This window comes from Altererythrobacter epoxidivorans (genome assembly GCF_001281485.1).
Classification (GTDB): domain Bacteria; phylum Pseudomonadota; class Alphaproteobacteria; order Sphingomonadales; family Sphingomonadaceae; genus Erythrobacter; species Erythrobacter epoxidivorans.
In genome coordinates this window covers 1,033,379-1,051,313 of record NZ_CP012669.1, presented here as the reverse complement: position 1 = coordinate 1,051,313, position 17,935 = coordinate 1,033,379, and the positions used below count along the sequence as shown (strand labels likewise).

Genomic DNA, 17,935 nt, shown 5'->3' with positions numbered 1-17,935 from the left:
CACGCATGCCAACGTTCGACCGCAGAACCCTCATCGCAGGTGCCGCCGCAACAGGGGCCCTCGCCTCGGGTGCATCCACCCTCAAGGCGACGAGCATCCCCTCGCCGCCGGACCTTTCCGGCAAATCCATTCTCATCACCGGATGTTCGTCAGGCTTCGGGCGGCTGGGTGCGGAATATTACGCACGCCTCGGTGCGAAGGTCTTTGCGACAATGCGCAACACGCCGCGCCCCGAGGCCGAGGAACTGACCGCACTCGCCGAAAACGAAGGCCTGGACATACACGTGGTGCGGCTCGACGTGCTTCTCGACAACGAGATCGATGACGTCCGGACCTATATCGACAAGGAGCTAGGCGGCGGTCAGGTCGATGTCCTCATCAATAATGCTGGGATCGGAATTTCCTCGCCGGTCGAGGTGCAGGACATGGAGGCGACGCGCCTCATCTTCGAAACCAACGTGCTTGCTCCGCACAACATGGCGCGCATGGTGCTGCCGGGAATGCGGGTGCGCGGTTCCGGCCAGATTATCCAGATTTCGAGCCAGCTCGGCAGGGTGATCGTGCCCTATTCAGGACACTACTCTGCAACCAAGTTCGCGCTCGAGGCGATGAGCGAGCAGCTTGCCTACGAGCTTGTTCCGCACAAAATCGATGTGTCGATCATCGAACCTGGCGGCTATCCGACCAATGTGTGGGTCAACCGCAATCGATATTCCGCCGAGCTCAAGGAGCGTCTCACCGGCGTCCATTCTTCGGGCTATCCGCAACAGGTCTCTCGCATGGGGGCAGAGGATGGCTCCGGCCGCACTGCCGATCCGATGGACGTACCAAAGGCTATTGCCAGGCTGATCGCGATGCCCGCAGGAGAGCGCCCTCTTCGTGTGCCGGTCAGCGGCGGCTACATCCCGCAAACGCCTATCAATGAAGTCTGCGCGCAGGTACAAACGCGCTGGCTCGGACAATCTCCCTTCGGTCCGCTCGTTAAAGCGGTCCACGACGTCTAGACCTCTGGCATTTCCCGCCCCCTGCGGCTAAGGCGCGCGCCAACATTCTATTCCGGAGTTTTCGATGGGTTTCCGTTGCGGGATCGTCGGCTTGCCGAACGTAGGCAAGTCCACCCTTTTCAATGCACTGACAGAGACGCAGGCCGCGCAGGCTGCGAACTATCCGTTCTGCACGATCGAGCCGAACGTCGGCCAGGTATCCGTGCCGGACGAGCGGCTGGACAAGATTGCTGCCATCGCCGGCAGCGCGAAGATCGTACCGACCCAGCTCGCCTTCGTCGACATTGCTGGCCTCGTGAAGGGCGCGAGCAAGGGCGAAGGCTTGGGCAACCAGTTCCTCGGCAATATCCGCGAAGTGGACGCGATCGTGCACGTGCTGCGGTGCTTCGAGGATGACGACATCCAGCACGTCTCCAACAAGGTCGATCCGATCGCCGACGCCGAAGTCGTCGAAACCGAATTGATGCTGTCGGATCTCGAAAGCCTCGAAAAGCGCGTACCGGCTGCTGCGAAGCGTGCGACCGGCGGCGACAAGGAAGCCAAGATCATGGCCAGCGTTCTTGGCCAGGCGCTTGAACTTCTTCGCGATGGCAAGCCTGCCCGACTGACCGAGCCCAAGGATGACGAGGAAGAACGCGTATTCCGCCAGGCACAGCTGCTGACGGCGAAACCTGTCCTCTACGTTTGCAACGTGGCGGAAGAAGATGCCGCCACCGGCAACGAACTATCGGCCGAAGTTTTCGCTAAGGCAGAGCGCGAGGGCGCACAGGCTGTGGTGGTATCGGCTGCCATCGAGAGCGAGCTTGTCGCCATGCCGGCCGAAGACCGCGCCGAATATCTTGCGGAGCTGGGTCTTGATGAATCAGGCCTCAGCCGTGTCATCCGTGCAGGTTACAAGCTGCTCGGCTTGCAGACCTTTTTCACCTGCGGTCCGAAAGAAGCGCGCGCGTGGACTTTCCCTGCAGGCGCAAAGGCACCGCAGGCTGCCGGCGAAATCCACACGGACTTCGAACGCGGCTTTATTCGTGCCGAAACCATCGCCTATGACGACTATGTCGCGTTGGGAGGTGAGAACGGGGCCAAGGAAGCTGGCAAGCTGCGCCAGGAAGGCAAGGAATACCTTGTCCAGGATGGCGACGTGATGCTGTTCAAGTTCAACGTCTAGGGACCGTTTTCAGGCTTCGACCGTTCCCCCTCAAACGTTCATCAGGGGAAACGGCAATGGTCGACAAATCGGAAAAGTTCAGCACGCTTGTACGGGTGGGCTATTTCAGCCGCGCCATCATGTACTCGGTGCTCGGCCTGATCGCGCTCACCAGCGCAGGCAAGATCGGCAAGGGTACTGCCGGTATTTTCCGTGCGATCGAGGACTTCCCCCTCGGCGAAGCGGTGCTCTGGCTGATGGTCGTCGGCTTGCTGGCCTATGCGATGTTCCGCTTCGCATCGACCTTCTTCGATATCGAGAACCATGGCAGCGACACCATCGGTTGGGGCAAACGTATCGGCCATGCCGGCAGCGCGATCGGCCACCTTGCTCTCGCCTGGTCGGCATTCCAATTTGCCGGAACCAACAGCGAGGGTGCCGGTTCGGGCGGTGCGCAAGAAGCCGCCGCCGGTGTGCTTTCGATCACCTTCGGCGGTGTCATCCTTGGCATCCTAGGCATTGCGTTCTTCCTCGCCGCGTTCAACCAGGCGAAGAAGAGCTACACCGCCGATTTCATGAACCGTATTTCCGGTGCCGCTCCGGGCCAGACGAAGCTGCTGGGCCGGATCGGCTTTGCCGCGCGCGCGGTCGTCTTCGTCATTATCGGTTGGTCGCTGATCAAGGCCGGCTTTGGTTCCGCCGGAAGCGAACAGATCAAGACGCTGGGTGACGCGCTCGCATCGCTTGCAGGAGAGGGGATCGTCTTCCAGTTGGTAGCGATCGGCCTGCTGATCTTCGGCCTCTTCAGCCTGATCCTGGCCCGCTATCGCATCATTCCGGACATGGATGTTGAACGCCACATCCCGCAATTCCGCGCTTAGAAAATTATCGAAAGCCAAAAAAATCGGTGCCGATCGCAAGGACCGGCACCGATAGCACTTGGACAGAACTCAGTCTGTCTCGGGGTAATCGTATTTGAACGGATCACTGGCCGACTGCGGTTCAGGCAGCGGCTTGCGCGGCAGTTCTTCCTTGTCATTGGCCGCAGCCATCAGGACACCGGCCATCACAGTCGCTGCCTGGCGAAGGTCGTCCGGGCGCAAGTGATCGAAGGTGTCGATGTTGGTGTGGTGAAGCCGCGCGCCATAATCGAGCGGATCCTGGATGAACTGGAAAGCCGGAAGGCCGATCGCGTTGAAGAATACGTGATCGGTGCCGCCGGTCTCGCCAGCGACGACCGACGATGCGCCGAGATCGCCGAATGGCGCCAGCCACGACCGAAGTAAACGTTCAGCACCGACGTTGCCCTCTGCATAAATGCCGCGCAGCTTGCCGGAACCGTTGTCCATGTTGAAATAGGCTTTCATCTCCGAATAGCCGGGCTTCGCAGTCACCGGGAAGAGATAGCGCCATTCGCGATAGACATTGCCGGGGGTGAGAGCCTCTTCGCCTTCGCGAGCAACGAGATGGCGACGGACGTAGCCGAGCGAACCGTGCAGGCCCTGCTCTTCGCCGCTCCAGAGCACGAACTTGATCGTGCGCTTCGGCTTCACGCCGGTTTCCTGGAGGATGCGTGCGGCTTCGAGGATGGTGATGCTGCCAGCACCATTATCGACTGCACCGTCACCGGCCAACCAGCTGTCGAAGTGGGCCCCGGCCATGACATAACCCGCCTTGGGGTCGCTGCCCGGGATTTCTCCGATGATGTTGTAGCCCTGCGTATCGCCATCGACGAAACGCACGTTGGAATTGATCGTCAGCTTCGGAGCCGGTCCGGTCTTGGCCAGGCGCGCCAGGCGGCGATAATCCTCGGCAGCCATTTCTATGCCGGGAAGCTTAGGCGTCTTGCCGACTTCATACCCGCTGCCTTCACCGTGCAGGAGCTTGCCATCACGGCGGGCCTTCTTCACCCAGGCAACAGCACCCTCGCTCGCAAGGAAATCGTCGAGCTCCTGTGCAAATTCGGAGCGCTTGCGCCAGCGTTCGATGGCACCGGGATCGAAGCTCGGCAGGTCGATTTCGTCATTCTTCGAGATATCCGACTGGTCGAGGCGCTTGAACGCCGGCGTCGTCGGCTCGTCGCCCATGCCGGGGATGGTCAGCAGAACGATCTTGCCGTTGAGTTGACCACGATAAGCGTCGAAATGCTCTTTCTTGGAAATCGGCGCGACGATGATCTCGGCTTCGACGGGACCGTTCGTCGGCGGCGTCCAAGCGACAGGAATGGCGGTGAGTTCGATCGGGCGCGGCGAAGTCATGCGAACGTCAGACGAAATCAGATCCCAGCCACGGCCGAAATCGAAACCTTCCTTGTGGACGTTCTTGAGGCCGAGCTTCTGCATTTTTTCGACGGCCCATGCCTCAGCCTTGCGCATATTCGTCGAATTGGTGAGCCGCGGACCAATCTGGTCGAGCAGTTCATGCGCGAGAATCTGCGCTTCTGAACGCGCCAATCCCTCGTCGATGATCTGGGCGGTCTTGTCCGGTTCGCCGGCAAACAGCGAGCCTGGAACGGCCAATAATGTGGAAGCAGCCAGCAAGCTGGCAACGAAACGCTTATTTCGCATCGAGGAACCCCTATCCTGATTTGCCGGGCCGAGCGGTTTCCAGTCCCGTCGGCTTTGGCCTGGCGATATCTACGCAGCACCCGCGGCTGGCGGCAAACGCTTTCGCCGATGCTGGAATGCCGTTGGTCGACCTGTGGAAACCCAAGGTCATGCTCCGCACTCGTAGGTTCCGGTCTGTTCGTAAACGACGCGATCCTGATCGTCGCGAACGATCAATGTGCCGGAATAGGTGGAAACCTCGTAGTCTTCGGTCAATTGCTCGCCCTCATCGAGGTTGAGCTCGAATGCTTGAGACAGACCGTCATATTCCGCCCTGGCACCATAGGGCAGCTCACGCGATCCGGCATCCGCTGCGGCTTGCACGGCTTCACCGCCAATGATGATCGTAGCCTCCTGATCGTTGGCGATGATGGCGAGATCGGTCCAGCCTTCGGGCCTGAAACTGCAGCCCGCACCGAACAGGTCGAATTTTTCGATCAGCGCGAAGTTGATGGGATCGAGCGTAATCTGCACGGGCGGGCCGAGTGCATCCTTGTTCATCTGCTCTATGTCAACCGGTGCAGGATCCTCTGGCTTGTCGCAGGCGGTCAACGCGAGTGCCAATGACGCAACTGCCAGCAACCGCATCAATGACGACCGAACAGCTTCTCGACGTCTTCCATCGACAGTTTGACCCATGTCGGCCTCCCGTGATTGCACTGGCCGGAACGCGGGGTGCGCTCCATTTCGCGTAGCAATGCGTTCATTTCCTCGACCCGCAACGTGCGCCCTGCCCTGACCGATCCGTGGCACGCCATGGTCGCCAGCACATGCTCGATCTTTTCACCCAGCAGCAATGCTTCGCCATGCTTGGCAATATCGTCGGCAATGTCGCGCAGCAGCGCAGCAGGGCTTGCCTTGCCAAGCGCATGCGGCACGGCGCGAACCAGTATGGCCGAGGGGCCGAAACGCTCGATCACCAGGCCAAAGCGGGAGAGGCCCTCGGCGGCATCTTCGAGACGGCCGCAGTCGACCTCGTCCATTTCGACGACATCGGGAACCAGCAGCGCTTGCGAACGAGCAGCTGCCTCGCCAGCCCCGGCAGCTCGCAGTCGTTCGAGGACAAGGCGTTCGTGCGCGGCATGCTGGTCGACCAGCACCAATCCGTCGGATGCCTCTGCGACGATATAGGTCTTGGCTACCTGCCCGCGTGCCACGCCGAGCGGATAGGTGTTCGCCGACTCGTCATCCTCGACCACGGTCTCGGTCGCGCGGCCCATGGGTGCTGCCAGTGGGGCAGAGCCAGAAACCGCCTGTTCCCCCTGCCACTGTGAAATCGGTTCTGCAAACCGCGTGCTCTGCTGACTCCAATCACGGCCATCGAAGATCGACCGAAGCGCCGGTGATACCTCTTCGCGAACCGGCTCCTGTTGCCAGCGCTCCATGGCACCGCGGTCCGGACCCTGGGCGCTACGCCGGTCGCCGGTCGCCAGCGCCTGCCTGAGCCCGGATACGATGAAGCCGCGCACGCCTGCGGCATCGCGGAAACGGACCTCTGTCTTGGCCGGGTGGACATTCACGTCGACATCCTCCGGCTCCAGATCAAGAAACAGCGCCAGCACGGCGTGCCGATCCCTCGCGAGCATGTCGGAATAGGCACCACGAACAGCGCCTACGAGCAGGCGATCCTTCACCGGCCGTCCGTTGACGAACAGGTACTGATGATCGGCAACGCCGCGGTTGTAGGTGGGCAGCCCGGCAATCCCGGTGAGACGCATCGGGCCGGAAGGTCCGGGGCGCTCTAACGCGATCTCTACGCAATTGTCTTTCAGCTCGCGGGCGATCAGTCCGGCCACGCGGTCCGGCAAGGGCTCCATTGCCTGGGTGGCAAAGATGCGCCTGTCGCCATGCTCTAGCGAGAACGCCACATCGGGTCGCGCCATCGCCAGCCTGCGCATGACATCGAGGCAGGCTGCATATTCGCTCCGTGCGGTTCTGAGGAATTTGCGGCGCGCAGGCACCTTGCTGAACAGGTTTTCGACCCGCACCCGCGTTCCCGGGGGAAGTGCGGCAGGGCCTTCCTCGCGCAATGCGCCGTGATCGACCACACGGCGCCAACCGGTATCGGTCTCGCGCTCCCTGCTTTCGATGGTCAGTCGCGCGACGCTGGCGATCGACGGAAGGGCCTCGCCACGGAAGCCGAGGGTGGCGACCTGCTCGATCGCTTCATCGGGAAGCTTCGAGGTTGCGTGCCTTTCAAGCGCGATTTCCATGTCCGCAGCACTCATGCCGCAGCCGTCGTCGGTCACCTCGATCCGGTCGAGTCCGCCCTCAACCAGCTTCACCGCGATTCGGGTCGCCTTGGCATCGATGGCATTTTCGACCAGCTCTTTGAGCGCGGCAGCGGGCCGTTCGACCACCTCGCCGGCGGCGATACGGTTGACCAGATGTTCGGGAAGTCTGCGAATTTGCGGCATTTGCCTCATGCTAGCGTCAATGCGCCGCAATTTCGAGGCGGACAGTGGAAAATAGGCCATTCGCTCAACAAAATATTTTGGCCTTTTCGCGTCGCTTTCGTTAGAGACGCTCCATCCAGTCACAACCGGGTCGTAGAGGTCGCATGGAAGCGCGGCCAGCGCCTCCCCCCATCCATGGAACAGACATCTAAATGAGCTTCTTTTCCAATCTTCTGAAATTCGGTTCGCAGAACATGGCCATCGACCTCGGTACGGCCAACACGCTCGTCTATGTGCAGGACCAGGGCATCATACTGAACGAACCTTCGGTTGTGGCGATCGAAACGATCAACGGTATCAAGCGCGTCAAGGCTGTTGGCGACGACGCCAAGATGATGATGGGCAAGACGCCCGACAGCATCGAAGCGATCCGCCCGCTTCGTGACGGCGTGATTGCCGACATCGAAATCGCGGAAGAGATGATCAAGCACTTCATCCGAAAGGTCCATGGCAAGCGCAGCCTGTTCCGCTTCCCTGAAATCGTGATCTGCGTTCCGTCGGGTTCGACCTCAGTCGAACGTCGCGCGATCCGCGACGCGGCGTCGAATGCCGGTGCTTCCGAAGTTTACCTGATCCTCGAACCGATGGCAGCAGCCATTGGCGCGGACATGCCCGTAACCGAACCGGTCGGCTCGATGGTGGTCGATATCGGCGGCGGCACGACTGAAGTTGCAGTCCTTTCGCTGCGCGGCCTTGCCTACACCACCTCGGTCCGCACCGGTGGCGACAAGATGGACGAAGCAATCGTCAGCTATGTCCGCCGACACCACAACCTGCTGATCGGTGAAGCAACTGCGGAACGCATCAAGAAGGATTACGGCGTCGCCGTTCCGCCGGAAGACGGCATTGGCGAAACGATCACCTTGAAGGGCCGCGACCTCGTCAATGGCGTGCCGAAAGAAATCACGATCAACCAGGCGCATGTCGCCGAAGCGTTGAGCGAACCGATCGGTGCCATCGTCGAAGGCGTTCGCATCGCACTCGAAAACACCGCTCCTGAACTGGCGGCCGACATCGTCGACCAGGGCATCGTGCTTACCGGTGGTGGCGCACTCATCCGCCGCCTCGACGAGCATCTGCGCGACGAAACCGGCCTCCCCGTCAGTATCGCCGAAGACCCGCTGTCCTGCGTTGCTGTCGGCACAGGCCGCGCGATGGAAGATCCGATCTATCGCGGCGTGCTGATGACAGCCTAAGGGGGTTCAGCGCGTGGCGCCTATTTCGTCCAGGCGCTCGGGCCATTCGCGAAGAGCGCAATTTTCGGTCTTTACCGGCTATGTCGTCGCCGCCATCGGCGCGGTGATAGGCGCTATCCTGCTCGCCGTTTCGCTGTGGAACCCCGGTGCCTTCAGTGGGCTGCGCGGCACAGCGAGCGACGTGGTCGAGCCGGCCGGACAGGCAACAGCCACTGCACGCAGCGGAACCAGCAATGTCTTCGACACGATTGCCGCCTACTGGCGCGCCGGCAGCAAGAATGCGGCCCTTCGTGACGAACTCGAACTGGCGAGGATCAAGCTCGCCGAAGCCGCCGCTACCGAACAGGAAAACGTGCGGCTCAAGGGTTTGCTCGGGCTGAAAGACAAGGAGGTCGAACCGGTTGTCGTTGCTCGCCTCGTCGGTTCCACATCCTCCAGCCCGCGCCGCTTTGCATATTTGGGCGCCGGACGATCCGACGGTGTTGCTGTCGGCATGCCCGTACGCAGTGCTCGCGGTGTCGTGGGGCGCATCCTCGAAGTAGGTAGCAGCTCTTCCCGCGTCCTCTTGCTGACCGACAGCGAGAGCGTGCTCCCGGTCCGCCGGGCGAAAGATGATACGGTCGCCTTCGCAGAAGGACGTGGCGATGGAAAACTTCGTATCCGCCTGATCAATCTCGGCATCAACCCCATCGAAAAGGGCGATCTTTTCGTGACCAGTGGAGCCGGTGGTTTTTATCGCCCGGGTGTCGCAGTCGCGATCGTCGACGAGGTCACAAATGACGGCGGCGTTGCGCATCTCGTCTCCGACCCCGCATCGGCAGATTTCGTATCCGTCGAACCAATCTGGCAGCCCGAAGCAGTCAGTGGCGCATCTACTCCGCAGGAAGAAGTGCTCGGGGAAGGAGACGCGCAGGAGTGATCCAGCGTATCAACCCCCGGTCACGTGCGGACCAATATGGTCGGCGCATCAATCGCGACCATGCCCCCCTTCTCGTCTACACCGTCCCTGCTCTCACCATCATGCTGGGATCGATCCTGCCGGTCCTGCCTATTGCAGGTGTCATGCCGATCATTCCGCCCATCGGATTCATGCTGTTCCTGGGCTGGCGTCTCATGCGGCCGGGCCTGCTGCCGCTATGGGCCGGGCTCCCCCTCGGTGCATTCGACGACCTCTTCAGCGGACAGCCATTCGGCAGCGCTATCTTCCTCTGGTCGATCACCATGATCGTGGTCGAGCTGTTTGAATCCCGTTACCCTTGGCGGGGATTCTGGCAGGACTGGTTAACCGCAGGTCTAATCGCCATCGGCTATCTCTTCCTGCAGCTAGCTTTCTCGGGCACATCGCCCTCGATCAACCACATCGTCGCCGCCGGACCACAAGTGCTTTTGTCCATTCTCATCTATCCGATCATCGCGCGCCTCGTCGCGTGGTTCGACCGGATGCGGCTGCTCCGCCTGCGGAAGGTCGGCTGATGCCCCTCCGCCGCTCCAGGCCGCTCATCACGGCGTCCACCCTCAAGAATGCATTCGACCGTCGCAGTTTCGTGATCGGTTCGGGCATGGGCGGCATTGGCGCGCTCCTCGCTGTCCGCATGGGATATCTCGCGATTGCCGAGAACGAAAAGTATCGCACCGAATCCGAAAGCAATCGCGTCAACCTGACCCTGATCCCGCCGCGTCGGGGCTGGATCCTCGACCGCAATGGAGCACCACTGGCATCGAACAGGGCGGATTTCCGCGTCGATGTCATTCCCGAACGGTTGAACAATCCCAATGCGGTGATCGAAAACCTCGGAAAACTGCTGGACCTGCAGGCGGACAAGGTTGCCGATATCAAGCGGCGTGTCGCAGATGCGCGCGGGTTCCAGCCAGTCGAGGTTGCGAGCGGGCTTGCTTACGACCAGTTCGCCGCCGTCAGTGTGCGCTTGCCCGATATGCAGGGCGTCGTCCCGCAGAGAGGCTTCTCTCGCTATTATCCCACCGGCCCGGCTGTCGGACACCTGATAGGATACGTAGGCGCAGCCTCTGCCGAGGAATATGAGGCTGACCGCAATCCCCTGCTCGTTACGCCTGGCTATAAAATCGGGAAGGACGGGCTCGAAAAACAGTTCGAACAGACGCTCCGCGGCGTTCCAGGTGCTCGCCGCGTCGAAGTGACTGCGTCGGGGCGCATCATCCGCGACCTCGAGACACGCGAAGATGTTCAGGGCGATCCCGTCAGGCTGACGATTGACGGGCCGCTGCAAGATTACGCCGCACGTCGCTTGGGCCTCGAAAGCGGCTCGGTAGTGGTCATGGACTGCGACAGTGGCGACCTGCTTTGCATGGCATCCATGCCGAGCTTCGACCCGAACAGCTTTTCCGACGGTATCGGCTCGGTCGAATATTCGATGCTGCGAGACGACGACCGCGTGCCGCTGCGCAACAAGGTGCTAAAGGGTCTTTATCCGCCCGGCTCGACCGTGAAGCCGATGGTATCCATGGCGCTGATGTCGCAAGGCATCGACCCGCACGAGACCGTGTTCTGTGGAGGCGGTCTTCGCGTCGGTAACCGCGTCTTCGGTTGCTGGAACCGCCGCGGGCACGGCGCGGTCGATATGGCCAAGGGCATCTACCAGAGCTGCGATGTCTATTTCTACGCCATGGCACAACGCGTCGGGATGGAACCGATTGCCGAAATGGCCCGTCGTTGCGGCATGGGGCAGGAATTCCCCCTGCCCGTGACTAGCCAGTTCTATGGCACCGTTCCCGATCCCGCCTGGAAAAAGAAAAAATACGACCGCGAATGGCAGGCGTTCGACACGGTCAACGCCACGATCGGGCAAGGCTACATGCTCGCCAGTCCGCTGCAGTTGGCAGTCATGGCCTCTCGCATTGCGACCGGCCACCACGTCATGCCGCGCCTTACTCTCAATACTAAGCCCAAGGGCTTCAACGAGATCGACTTCCCGACCGATCAGGTCGAATATGTCCGCAAAGCGATGAGCGATGTCGTCAACGGTCCCGGCACGGCAGGTCGTGCCCGCCTTCCGATTGACGATGTACTGATCGCAGGGAAAACCGGCACTGCACAGGTGGTGGGCCTGAACATATCGGACGGTAAGAGCGGACCGTGGAAGTACCGCGACCACGGGCTCTTCATATTCTTCGCGCCATACGACAAGCCCAAGTATGCAGGGGCGGTCGTCATTGAACATGGTGGTGGCTCGGGCGCGGCCTATCCGATCGCACGCGACGTGATGACCTTCATGTTCGATCCTGCAAAAGGGATGGAGGCGCTCCATGCGCTAGAAAAGCAATGGGGTGGTACTGCGCAGCAACGGCTTGATGCAAAGTACCGCGCCTATGCCGCTGCAGCAGGTGAAACCGTGGGCGCACCGCCCCGCAGGGACGAAGATATTTTCGACCAGGTCGAAGCCGAGGCGCGCGCGGCTGCCGCACAACCGGAAGCCATCGCGCAAGACGCGGTGACCCCGCGCCCCGATCCGACGCCCTCCGGGTCACCAAGCGCGCCAGGATCGACAGCACCAGCGGACGGCGCGGCGACAAACAATGGAAGCCCGCTGGTGGCAGAGCCGGCACCTGCAACGAGCCGGGCCGCACCTGCATCCGCGCCGACACCATCGGCTTCGCAATGAACGGGATCGTACCCGCCCCGATCGCTCGCCAGCCTTGGCAGATGCTGATCCCGCTTTTCGTGCTGGTCGGTTTCGGTGCGCTCGTCCTCTATTCTGCTGCCGGTGGATCGTGGCAACCGTTTGCGATTTCTCACCTGATACGCTTCGCCGTATTCATGGTCGCTGCGGTGATCATCGCCAATATGCCCCGGGTATTCGTCACCTTCATGGCCTATCCCGCCTACATCGGCGTTGTGCTGCTGCTCGTCGCGGTGGAAGCAATAGGTTTCGTCGGAGGTGGCAGCCAACGATGGCTCAACCTCGGCTTCATGCAATTGCAGCCTTCCGAATTGATGAAGCCGGTTATCGTCCTGACACTTGCGCGGTTCTACGATACCCTGCCAGTTGGACTGATCGGCACGTGGAGATCGTTGATCCCTGCAGGCGTCCTGATCGGCATACCGATGGCTTTGGTGCTGCTACAGCCTGACCTCGGCACGGCGCTCGCGATCGGCTTCGGGGGCGCAGTCGTCATGTTCATGGCCGGCCTGCCGATGCGATGGTTCCTGATGGCCGGAGGCGCCGGATTGATCGCCGCCCCTCTCGCCTTCTTCTTCGGACTGCAGGAATACCAGCAGCGCCGCGTTACGACTTTCATGGACCCGGAAAGCGACCCCCTGGGAGCCGGCTATCACATCACGCAGTCGAAGATTGCGATTGGCTCGGGCGGCATCACCGGCAAAGGTTTCAACGAAGGTTCGCAAAGCCACCTGCAATATTTGCCGGAACCTCACACCGACTTCGTGTTTGCGACAATGGCGGAAGAATGGGGACTGATCGGCGGCTTCGTCGTCATAGGGATCTTTGCAATGATCCTTGGTTGGGGCCTTGGCGTTGCGCGCAAGTCCAATGACCGTTTCGCACGGCTGCTGGCCATTGGCATGACCGCGACCATCTTCTTCTACGTTGCAGTGAACCTGATGATGGTCATGGGACTTGCCCCGGTTGTGGGCATTCCCTTGCCCTTCATGAGCCACGGTGGATCCTCGATGATGACCAATATGATCTGCATCGGCGTTCTGATGATGGTCAACCGCTGGAACCGGGAGGCCCCGCACAGCGGCTTGTCAGCCTAGCCTGTCCCCCGAATAGGCGACTTTCCATTAACCGTGATTTCTCTATTCGGCGCGCAGAACATAAACGCTCAGGCGTGTCGCGCATAAATCCCGCAAAGACGGGTTCACGGCCAACGGCCTGCTTCGCTGAAAACGAGAAATACTGCGGCCCCCCATCTGCCGCCGAACTTCGTGTCGCAACGGAATCACCTGGTGTCCAATACTGCAAAGATCGCGCGCCCATTCGGCTTGCTGCTATCCTCAATGCGCTCGATCGTGCGCGCAACCCGGCCCATCAAGCCAACCCTTATGTCCGTGGTCGACGACGGTGCAATCGGTGAACTCATCACGGCAGTCGGCAACCGACAGCTTGCCGGTGAGAGCACTTCGCTGCGGCAGTTGCACAAGATCATGGAGATCGAGCAGAGCCAGGCACTGCGACTGGCATCCAAACTCGTCGAGGAAGGCCTGGCGGAGCTTTCGCCAGCCATTCACGACCGGTTTGAATCCGAAATCACCCTCAAACAGCCTCTTTTGCGCGCAGTCAGGGCAGAAAATCGCACTGACTGACAAAGCGGCCTTTTCTTTGGCGAAATCGGCGTTATATGCAGCGCCTCCCGAGTCGGAAGCGGCACACCGCTGCTGATGATCGAGGCCGATGTGATCTTCGGCGAGTGGACGCATAGCTCAGTTGGTAGAGCAGCTGACTCTTAATCAGCGGGTCCTAGGTTCGAGCCCTAGTGCGTCCACCATCACACTCCAAATCACATTCACACGCTTCCCAATCACATTTTGATGTGATAATTGGCGCCTATGAGCACAAACATCATCGATAAAGTCCGCGATCTCGTCACATCGGGCAGTATGACCCGCGCTGGCCTGGCACGCGCTGCCGGGCTTCACGCCAACACTCTCAGAGATTGCGGTGACGCCAGTTGGAACCCGACAAACGAAACGCTGGTGAAGCTGGAAAACTTCCTTCTCCATAACGATGATCGCCCGGCATTGGTCGGCATAGAAGAGATCATCGATGAAGCCCGCAATGGTCGGATGTACATTCTCGTCGATGATGAAGATCGCGAGAATGAAGGCGATCTGATCATTCCGGCCCAGATGGCCACGCCGACCGCAATCAATTTCATGGCCACGCATGGCCGGGGACTGATCTGTCTCGCGCTCGACCGAAAGCGTGTCGAAACGCTCGGGTTGCAGCCGATGAGCCGCGACAATCGTGAAAGCATGCAGACTGCCTTCACGACCTCGATCGAGGCAAAAGAAGGCGTGACGACCGGCATTTCGGCAGCGGACCGTGCCCGAACCGTGTCAGTTGCGATCGACGCCACGAAGGGTCCGGACGACATCGTGACCCCTGGCCACGTTTTCCCCCTGACTGCTCGCGATGGCGGCGTTCTGGTTCGCGCCGGCCATACGGAAGCGGCTGTCGACATTTCGCGTCTCGCCGGCCTCAACCCCTCGGGTGTGATTTGCGAGATCATGAACGAAGACGGTTCGATGGCGCGACTGGACGACCTGATCGCATTTGCTCGCAAGCATGACCTGAAGATCGGCACCATCCGCGACCTCATCGAGTACCGCAGCCGGAACGACCACCTGGTCGAGCGGATCAGTGAACGTGCATTCGAATCCGATTACGGCGGCCAGTGGCGGCTGATGACCTATCGCAACAAGGTCGATGGTAGCGAAGCATATGTCATCCAGAAGGGGCACGTCGTCCCCGGCGAGCCAACGTTGACCCGCGTACACCCGATCTCCATTTTCGATGATCTGCTGGGCCAGTCTGGCCCACGCAAGCGGACCCTGCAGCGCGCGATGAAGGCTGTGGGCGAGCACGGATCAGGCGTGATCGTCCTGATCACCGCGCGTTATTCGGAAGTCGCCAACCGCGGGCCCGACCACGAACACCGCAATGTCGGCATCGGTTCGCAAATCCTGGCCGACCTGAATATTCACGACATGATCCTGCTCAGCAATTCTCAGCCCAATGTCGTGGCGATCGAGGGCTACGGCCTCAATATCGTCGACCATATGCCGATCCCGGACTGAACGCATCGCATCGTCACGGAATAAAACCAATCGCGAGGCACCCGCTGCCTCGGCACAATGAGGTAAACAATGGCCCGCTTTCTTATCGTCGAAGCACGTTTCTACGCCCACCTGAACGACATGCTCGTCGCAGGTGCGCGCTCGGCTCTCGAAGCGGCAGGGCACGAGGTAGAGGTTCTAACCGTCCCCGGTGCGCTGGAAATCCCGGGGGCAATCGCACTTGCAGCCGAGAGCGGGCAATACGACGGCTTCGTTGCAATCGGTGTCGTTATCCGCGGCGAGACCTACCACTTTGAAATCGTCGCCGGTGAAAGCGCACGCGCAATCATGGCACTGACGATGGACGGTATCGCGATTGGCAACGGCATTTTGACGGTCGAGAGCGAGGAACAGGCGATCGTACGTGCAGATGCTGCGCAGAAGGACAAGGGCGGCGAAGCGGCCAAAGCAGCGATGGCCCTGCTCGACCTCCAGTCGAAGTTTGCGGGATAATCGGAAAAGCAGACCCTGATTTCAATATCAGATAGATTGATTTTCGATCAAACTCGGCTGTCTCATATTAGAGGCCTGAGATATGTCTTTTGATGCAGGACCGGACGGGGAAGATCCGGCCTTGCTGACAGGACAAGAAAAAACAATGATCGATCATTCGACCGACAACGGCCGCAGTATTGCGCCGATCGTGACCATACTCGAAACCCAAATGGCCCAGCTGGATAATCTGGGTGCCCACATTCCAGCTGCCTACATCGATGCTGCGATCCAGCACCTCAAAATATCGAGCGGATGAATGTGCGCTTTGCGTGGACCATGGACTACGCATTCTCACGTAATGCCAAGGGCTTAACTAGGGCCTATCAATCTTCTGACTCAACGGCGTTTCCGTCGCTGGGCGGATTGGGGAGCGCCGCGTGGAAGGTCGCAATGCTGCGTCCATAATGATCGAAAATGGAGCCGAAGGCTTCAGTTCCGAGATCGCGGACCTTGCAGAGCAACTGAGCCAAATCGCGAAGGACCTGCTTGGCGTTGCTTCGCACGGCGAAATCGCACACGAACGCCAGAATACTCAGGCCACTGCGGGTCCAACCCTGCTGGAACGCGCCGAACGCCTATATGCCGATCGCCGTCAGCGCAGCCCGCTGATTGGTGGTTACGAACTGTTCGGCGAGCCTGCCTGGGATATCCTGCTCGACCTCTACATTGCGCATGCGCGGGGCAAAGTCGTTTCGGTATCGAGTGCGTGCATCGGTTCGGCAGCACCGCCCACAACCGGTCTCCGGTGGCTGGGAATCTTGCAACAGGAAGGCTTGGTCCTGCGGGAGAACGACCCGCAAGACCAACGCCGCGTTAATGTCCGGCTCTCTCCCGACGCCATAACACGCCTGGAGACTTATCTGTCAGGCCTGACCGACAAGTCGGGAAAGCAATAGCTACCCAGCAAGTCGTCCGAATGCGTTGAAACCGGCATAGACCGCGCTCGTGCCCAGTTCCTCTTCGATCCGGATAAGCTGGTTGTACTTTGCAAGCCGGTCGGAACGGGCAAGCGACCCGGTCTTGATCTGCCCGCAGTTGGTGGCGACTGCCAGGTCGGCAATGGTCGCATCCTCGGTCTCGCCGGACCGGTGGCTCATGACCGACGTATATCCGGCACGGTGGGCCATCTCTACGGCAGCGAGCGTTTCGGTCAGTGTCCCGATCTGGTTGACCTTTACGAGAAGCGAATTTGCCAGGCCCTTCTCGATGCCCATCGAAAGGCGTTCGGGGTTGGTCACGAACAGGTCGTCGCCGACGAGCTGGACCTTGTCGCCAATCTTGTCGGTCAAAAGCTTCCAACCCTCGAAGTCATCTTCAGCCATGCCATCCTCGATCGAGCGGATCGGGTAAGCCTTGCAAAGCTCGGCGAGATAGTCTGCCATCTCGGCGGGGCTCAGCGAGGTGCCCTCGCCCGCCATGTCGTACCGGCCGTCGGCAAAGAATTCGGTCGAAGCGCAATCGAGCGCGAGAACGACATCGCCGCCCGGCTTGAACCCGGCCTGCTCGATCGAAGCCATGATGAAATCGAGCGCATCGCGGGTCGATGCGAGGTTGGGTGCAAAACCGCCTTCGTCACCGACTGCGGTTGCGAGCCCCTTGTCCGACAGGCCCTTCTTCAGCGTATGGAAGATTTCCGCGCCCCACCGCACTGCCTCTGCGATGCTTTCCGCACCGACGGGCATGATCATGAATTCCTGGATGTCGATCGGGTTGTCGGCGTGTTCGCCGCCATTGATGATGTTCATCATCGGAACCGGAAGCCGATGCGCTGCGACACCACCGAGATAGGAATAGAGCGGCAGGCCACGGGCGTTCGCAGCTGCCTTGGCCACGGCAAGGCTGGTCCCGAGAATGGCGTTGGCGCCGATCCGGCCCTTGTTCGGCGTGCCGTCGAGCTCGAGCATGGCGAGATCGATGTCGCGCTGGTCTTCTGCATCGAGGCCGAGGATCGCGTCCGCAATCTCTCCGTTCACCCCGTCGACCGCCTTCAGGACGCCTTTTCCGAGATAGCGCGTCTTGTCGCCGTCACGCAGTTCAACCGCTTCATGCGCGCCAGTGGAGGCACCCGAAGGGACCGCCGCCCGGCCGAAGCTGCCGTCTTCCAGAAGCACGTCGACTTCGACTGTTGGGTTGCCACGGCTGTCGAGGATTTCACGGCCATGAATGTCGATAATCGCGGTCATTGAACTGTCTCCGGCG

General features: G+C 60.5%; 17 protein-coding genes and 1 tRNA gene. 14 read left to right on the top strand and 4 right to left on the bottom strand.

Annotated elements, in window-relative coordinates; translation table 11 throughout:
* Nucleotides 1-5: 5 nt before the first annotated feature.
* The 3 genes from AMC99_RS05365 (at nucleotide 6) to AMC99_RS05355 (ending at nucleotide 3,029) form a co-directional block, all read left to right on the top strand.
* Nucleotides 6-1,004: an SDR family NAD(P)-dependent oxidoreductase gene (locus AMC99_RS05365; RefSeq protein ID WP_061923788.1), complete on the top strand. Its 999-nt coding sequence runs from the start codon at nucleotides 6-8 to the stop codon at nucleotides 1,002-1,004.
* 64 nt (nucleotides 1,005-1,068) lie between these two features.
* Nucleotides 1,069-2,169, top strand: coding sequence for a redox-regulated ATPase YchF (ychF, locus tag AMC99_RS05360; protein ID WP_061923785.1), 1,101 nt, complete (start codon nucleotides 1,069-1,071; stop codon nucleotides 2,167-2,169).
* A 56-nt stretch (nucleotides 2,170-2,225) separates the two neighbouring features.
* Complete coding sequence (locus AMC99_RS05355) at nucleotides 2,226-3,029, top strand: DUF1206 domain-containing protein (RefSeq protein ID WP_061923782.1); 804 nt, start codon at nucleotides 2,226-2,228, stop codon at nucleotides 3,027-3,029.
* A 69-nt stretch (nucleotides 3,030-3,098) separates the two neighbouring features.
* Here the strand turns inward: AMC99_RS05355 and AMC99_RS05350 are convergent, their stop codons facing one another.
* From AMC99_RS05350 to mutL, 3 genes are all read right to left on the bottom strand, one after another.
* Nucleotides 3,099-4,715: a M20/M25/M40 family metallo-hydrolase gene (locus AMC99_RS05350; RefSeq protein ID WP_061923779.1), complete on the bottom strand. Its 1,617-nt coding sequence runs from the start codon at nucleotides 4,713-4,715 to the stop codon at nucleotides 3,099-3,101.
* 147 nt (nucleotides 4,716-4,862) lie between these two features.
* Nucleotides 4,863-5,342: a hypothetical protein gene (locus tag AMC99_RS05345; RefSeq protein WP_061923776.1), complete on the bottom strand. Its 480-nt coding sequence runs from the start codon at nucleotides 5,340-5,342 to the stop codon at nucleotides 4,863-4,865.
* Nucleotides 5,342-7,171 carry a DNA mismatch repair endonuclease MutL gene (gene mutL / locus AMC99_RS05340; protein WP_061923773.1) on the bottom strand — a complete coding sequence of 610 codons (1,830 nt, stop codon included), beginning with the start codon at nucleotides 7,169-7,171 and terminating at the stop codon, nucleotides 5,342-5,344. Before mutL ends, AMC99_RS05345 begins: the two co-directional genes overlap by 1 nt.
* A 191-nt stretch (nucleotides 7,172-7,362) precedes the next feature.
* Here mutL and AMC99_RS05335 point away from each other — a divergent pair, with 191 nt between their 5' ends.
* The 11 genes from AMC99_RS05335 to AMC99_RS14105 all read left to right on the top strand — a co-directional run bounded on the left by AMC99_RS05335 (nucleotide 7,363) and on the right by AMC99_RS14105 (nucleotide 16,632).
* Nucleotides 7,363-8,406: a rod shape-determining protein gene (locus AMC99_RS05335; RefSeq protein ID WP_061923770.1), complete on the top strand. Its 1,044-nt coding sequence runs from the start codon at nucleotides 7,363-7,365 to the stop codon at nucleotides 8,404-8,406.
* 13 nt (nucleotides 8,407-8,419) lie between these two features.
* Nucleotides 8,420-9,325 (top strand): rod shape-determining protein MreC, encoded by a 906-nt coding sequence (gene mreC / locus AMC99_RS05330; protein WP_061923767.1) that lies wholly within the window; start codon nucleotides 8,420-8,422, stop codon nucleotides 9,323-9,325.
* Nucleotides 9,322-9,879: a rod shape-determining protein MreD gene (gene mreD, locus AMC99_RS05325; protein WP_338021458.1), complete on the top strand. Its 558-nt coding sequence runs from the start codon at nucleotides 9,322-9,324 to the stop codon at nucleotides 9,877-9,879. Before mreC ends, mreD begins: the two co-directional genes overlap by 4 nt.
* Nucleotides 9,879-12,044, top strand: a complete 2,166-nt coding sequence (gene mrdA / locus AMC99_RS05320; protein WP_083440095.1) for a penicillin-binding protein 2 — start codon at nucleotides 9,879-9,881, stop codon at nucleotides 12,042-12,044. Before mreD ends, mrdA begins: the two co-directional genes overlap by 1 nt.
* Nucleotides 12,041-13,159: a rod shape-determining protein RodA gene (gene rodA / locus AMC99_RS05315; protein WP_061923765.1), complete on the top strand. Its 1,119-nt coding sequence runs from the start codon at nucleotides 12,041-12,043 to the stop codon at nucleotides 13,157-13,159. The genes mrdA and rodA overlap by 4 nt, the downstream gene beginning before the upstream one ends.
* Nucleotides 13,160-13,351: 192 nt before the next feature.
* Nucleotides 13,352-13,708: a hypothetical protein gene (locus AMC99_RS05310; RefSeq protein WP_157058257.1), complete on the top strand. Its 357-nt coding sequence runs from the start codon at nucleotides 13,352-13,354 to the stop codon at nucleotides 13,706-13,708.
* A gap of 106 nt (nucleotides 13,709-13,814) precedes the next feature.
* Nucleotides 13,815-13,890, top strand: a tRNA-Lys gene (locus AMC99_RS05305).
* 61 nt (nucleotides 13,891-13,951) lie between these two features.
* A complete protein-coding gene (ribB, locus tag AMC99_RS05300) occupies nucleotides 13,952-15,202 on the top strand; it encodes a 3,4-dihydroxy-2-butanone-4-phosphate synthase (RefSeq protein ID WP_061923760.1) in 1,251 nt (416 codons plus the stop codon).
* 69 nt (nucleotides 15,203-15,271) lie between these two features.
* Nucleotides 15,272-15,694, top strand: a complete 423-nt coding sequence (gene ribH / locus AMC99_RS05295) for a 6,7-dimethyl-8-ribityllumazine synthase (protein WP_061923757.1) — start codon at nucleotides 15,272-15,274, stop codon at nucleotides 15,692-15,694.
* A gap of 82 nt (nucleotides 15,695-15,776) precedes the next feature.
* On the top strand, nucleotides 15,777-15,992 hold the full coding sequence (locus tag AMC99_RS05290) for a hypothetical protein (RefSeq protein WP_061923754.1): 216 nt from the start codon (nucleotides 15,777-15,779) through the stop codon (nucleotides 15,990-15,992).
* Nucleotides 15,993-16,140: 148 nt separating this feature from the next.
* The gene (locus AMC99_RS14105; RefSeq protein ID WP_061923751.1) at nucleotides 16,141-16,632 is read left to right on the top strand and encodes a helix-turn-helix domain-containing protein; all 492 of its coding nucleotides are present in this window, start codon (nucleotides 16,141-16,143) and stop codon (nucleotides 16,630-16,632) included.
* On the opposite strand, the gene eno is transcribed toward AMC99_RS14105, so the two are convergent.
* Nucleotides 16,633-17,919 carry a phosphopyruvate hydratase gene (gene eno, locus AMC99_RS05280; protein ID WP_061923748.1) on the bottom strand — a complete coding sequence of 429 codons (1,287 nt, stop codon included), beginning with the start codon at nucleotides 17,917-17,919 and terminating at the stop codon, nucleotides 16,633-16,635.
* Between the last annotated feature and the right edge of the window lie 16 nt (nucleotides 17,920-17,935).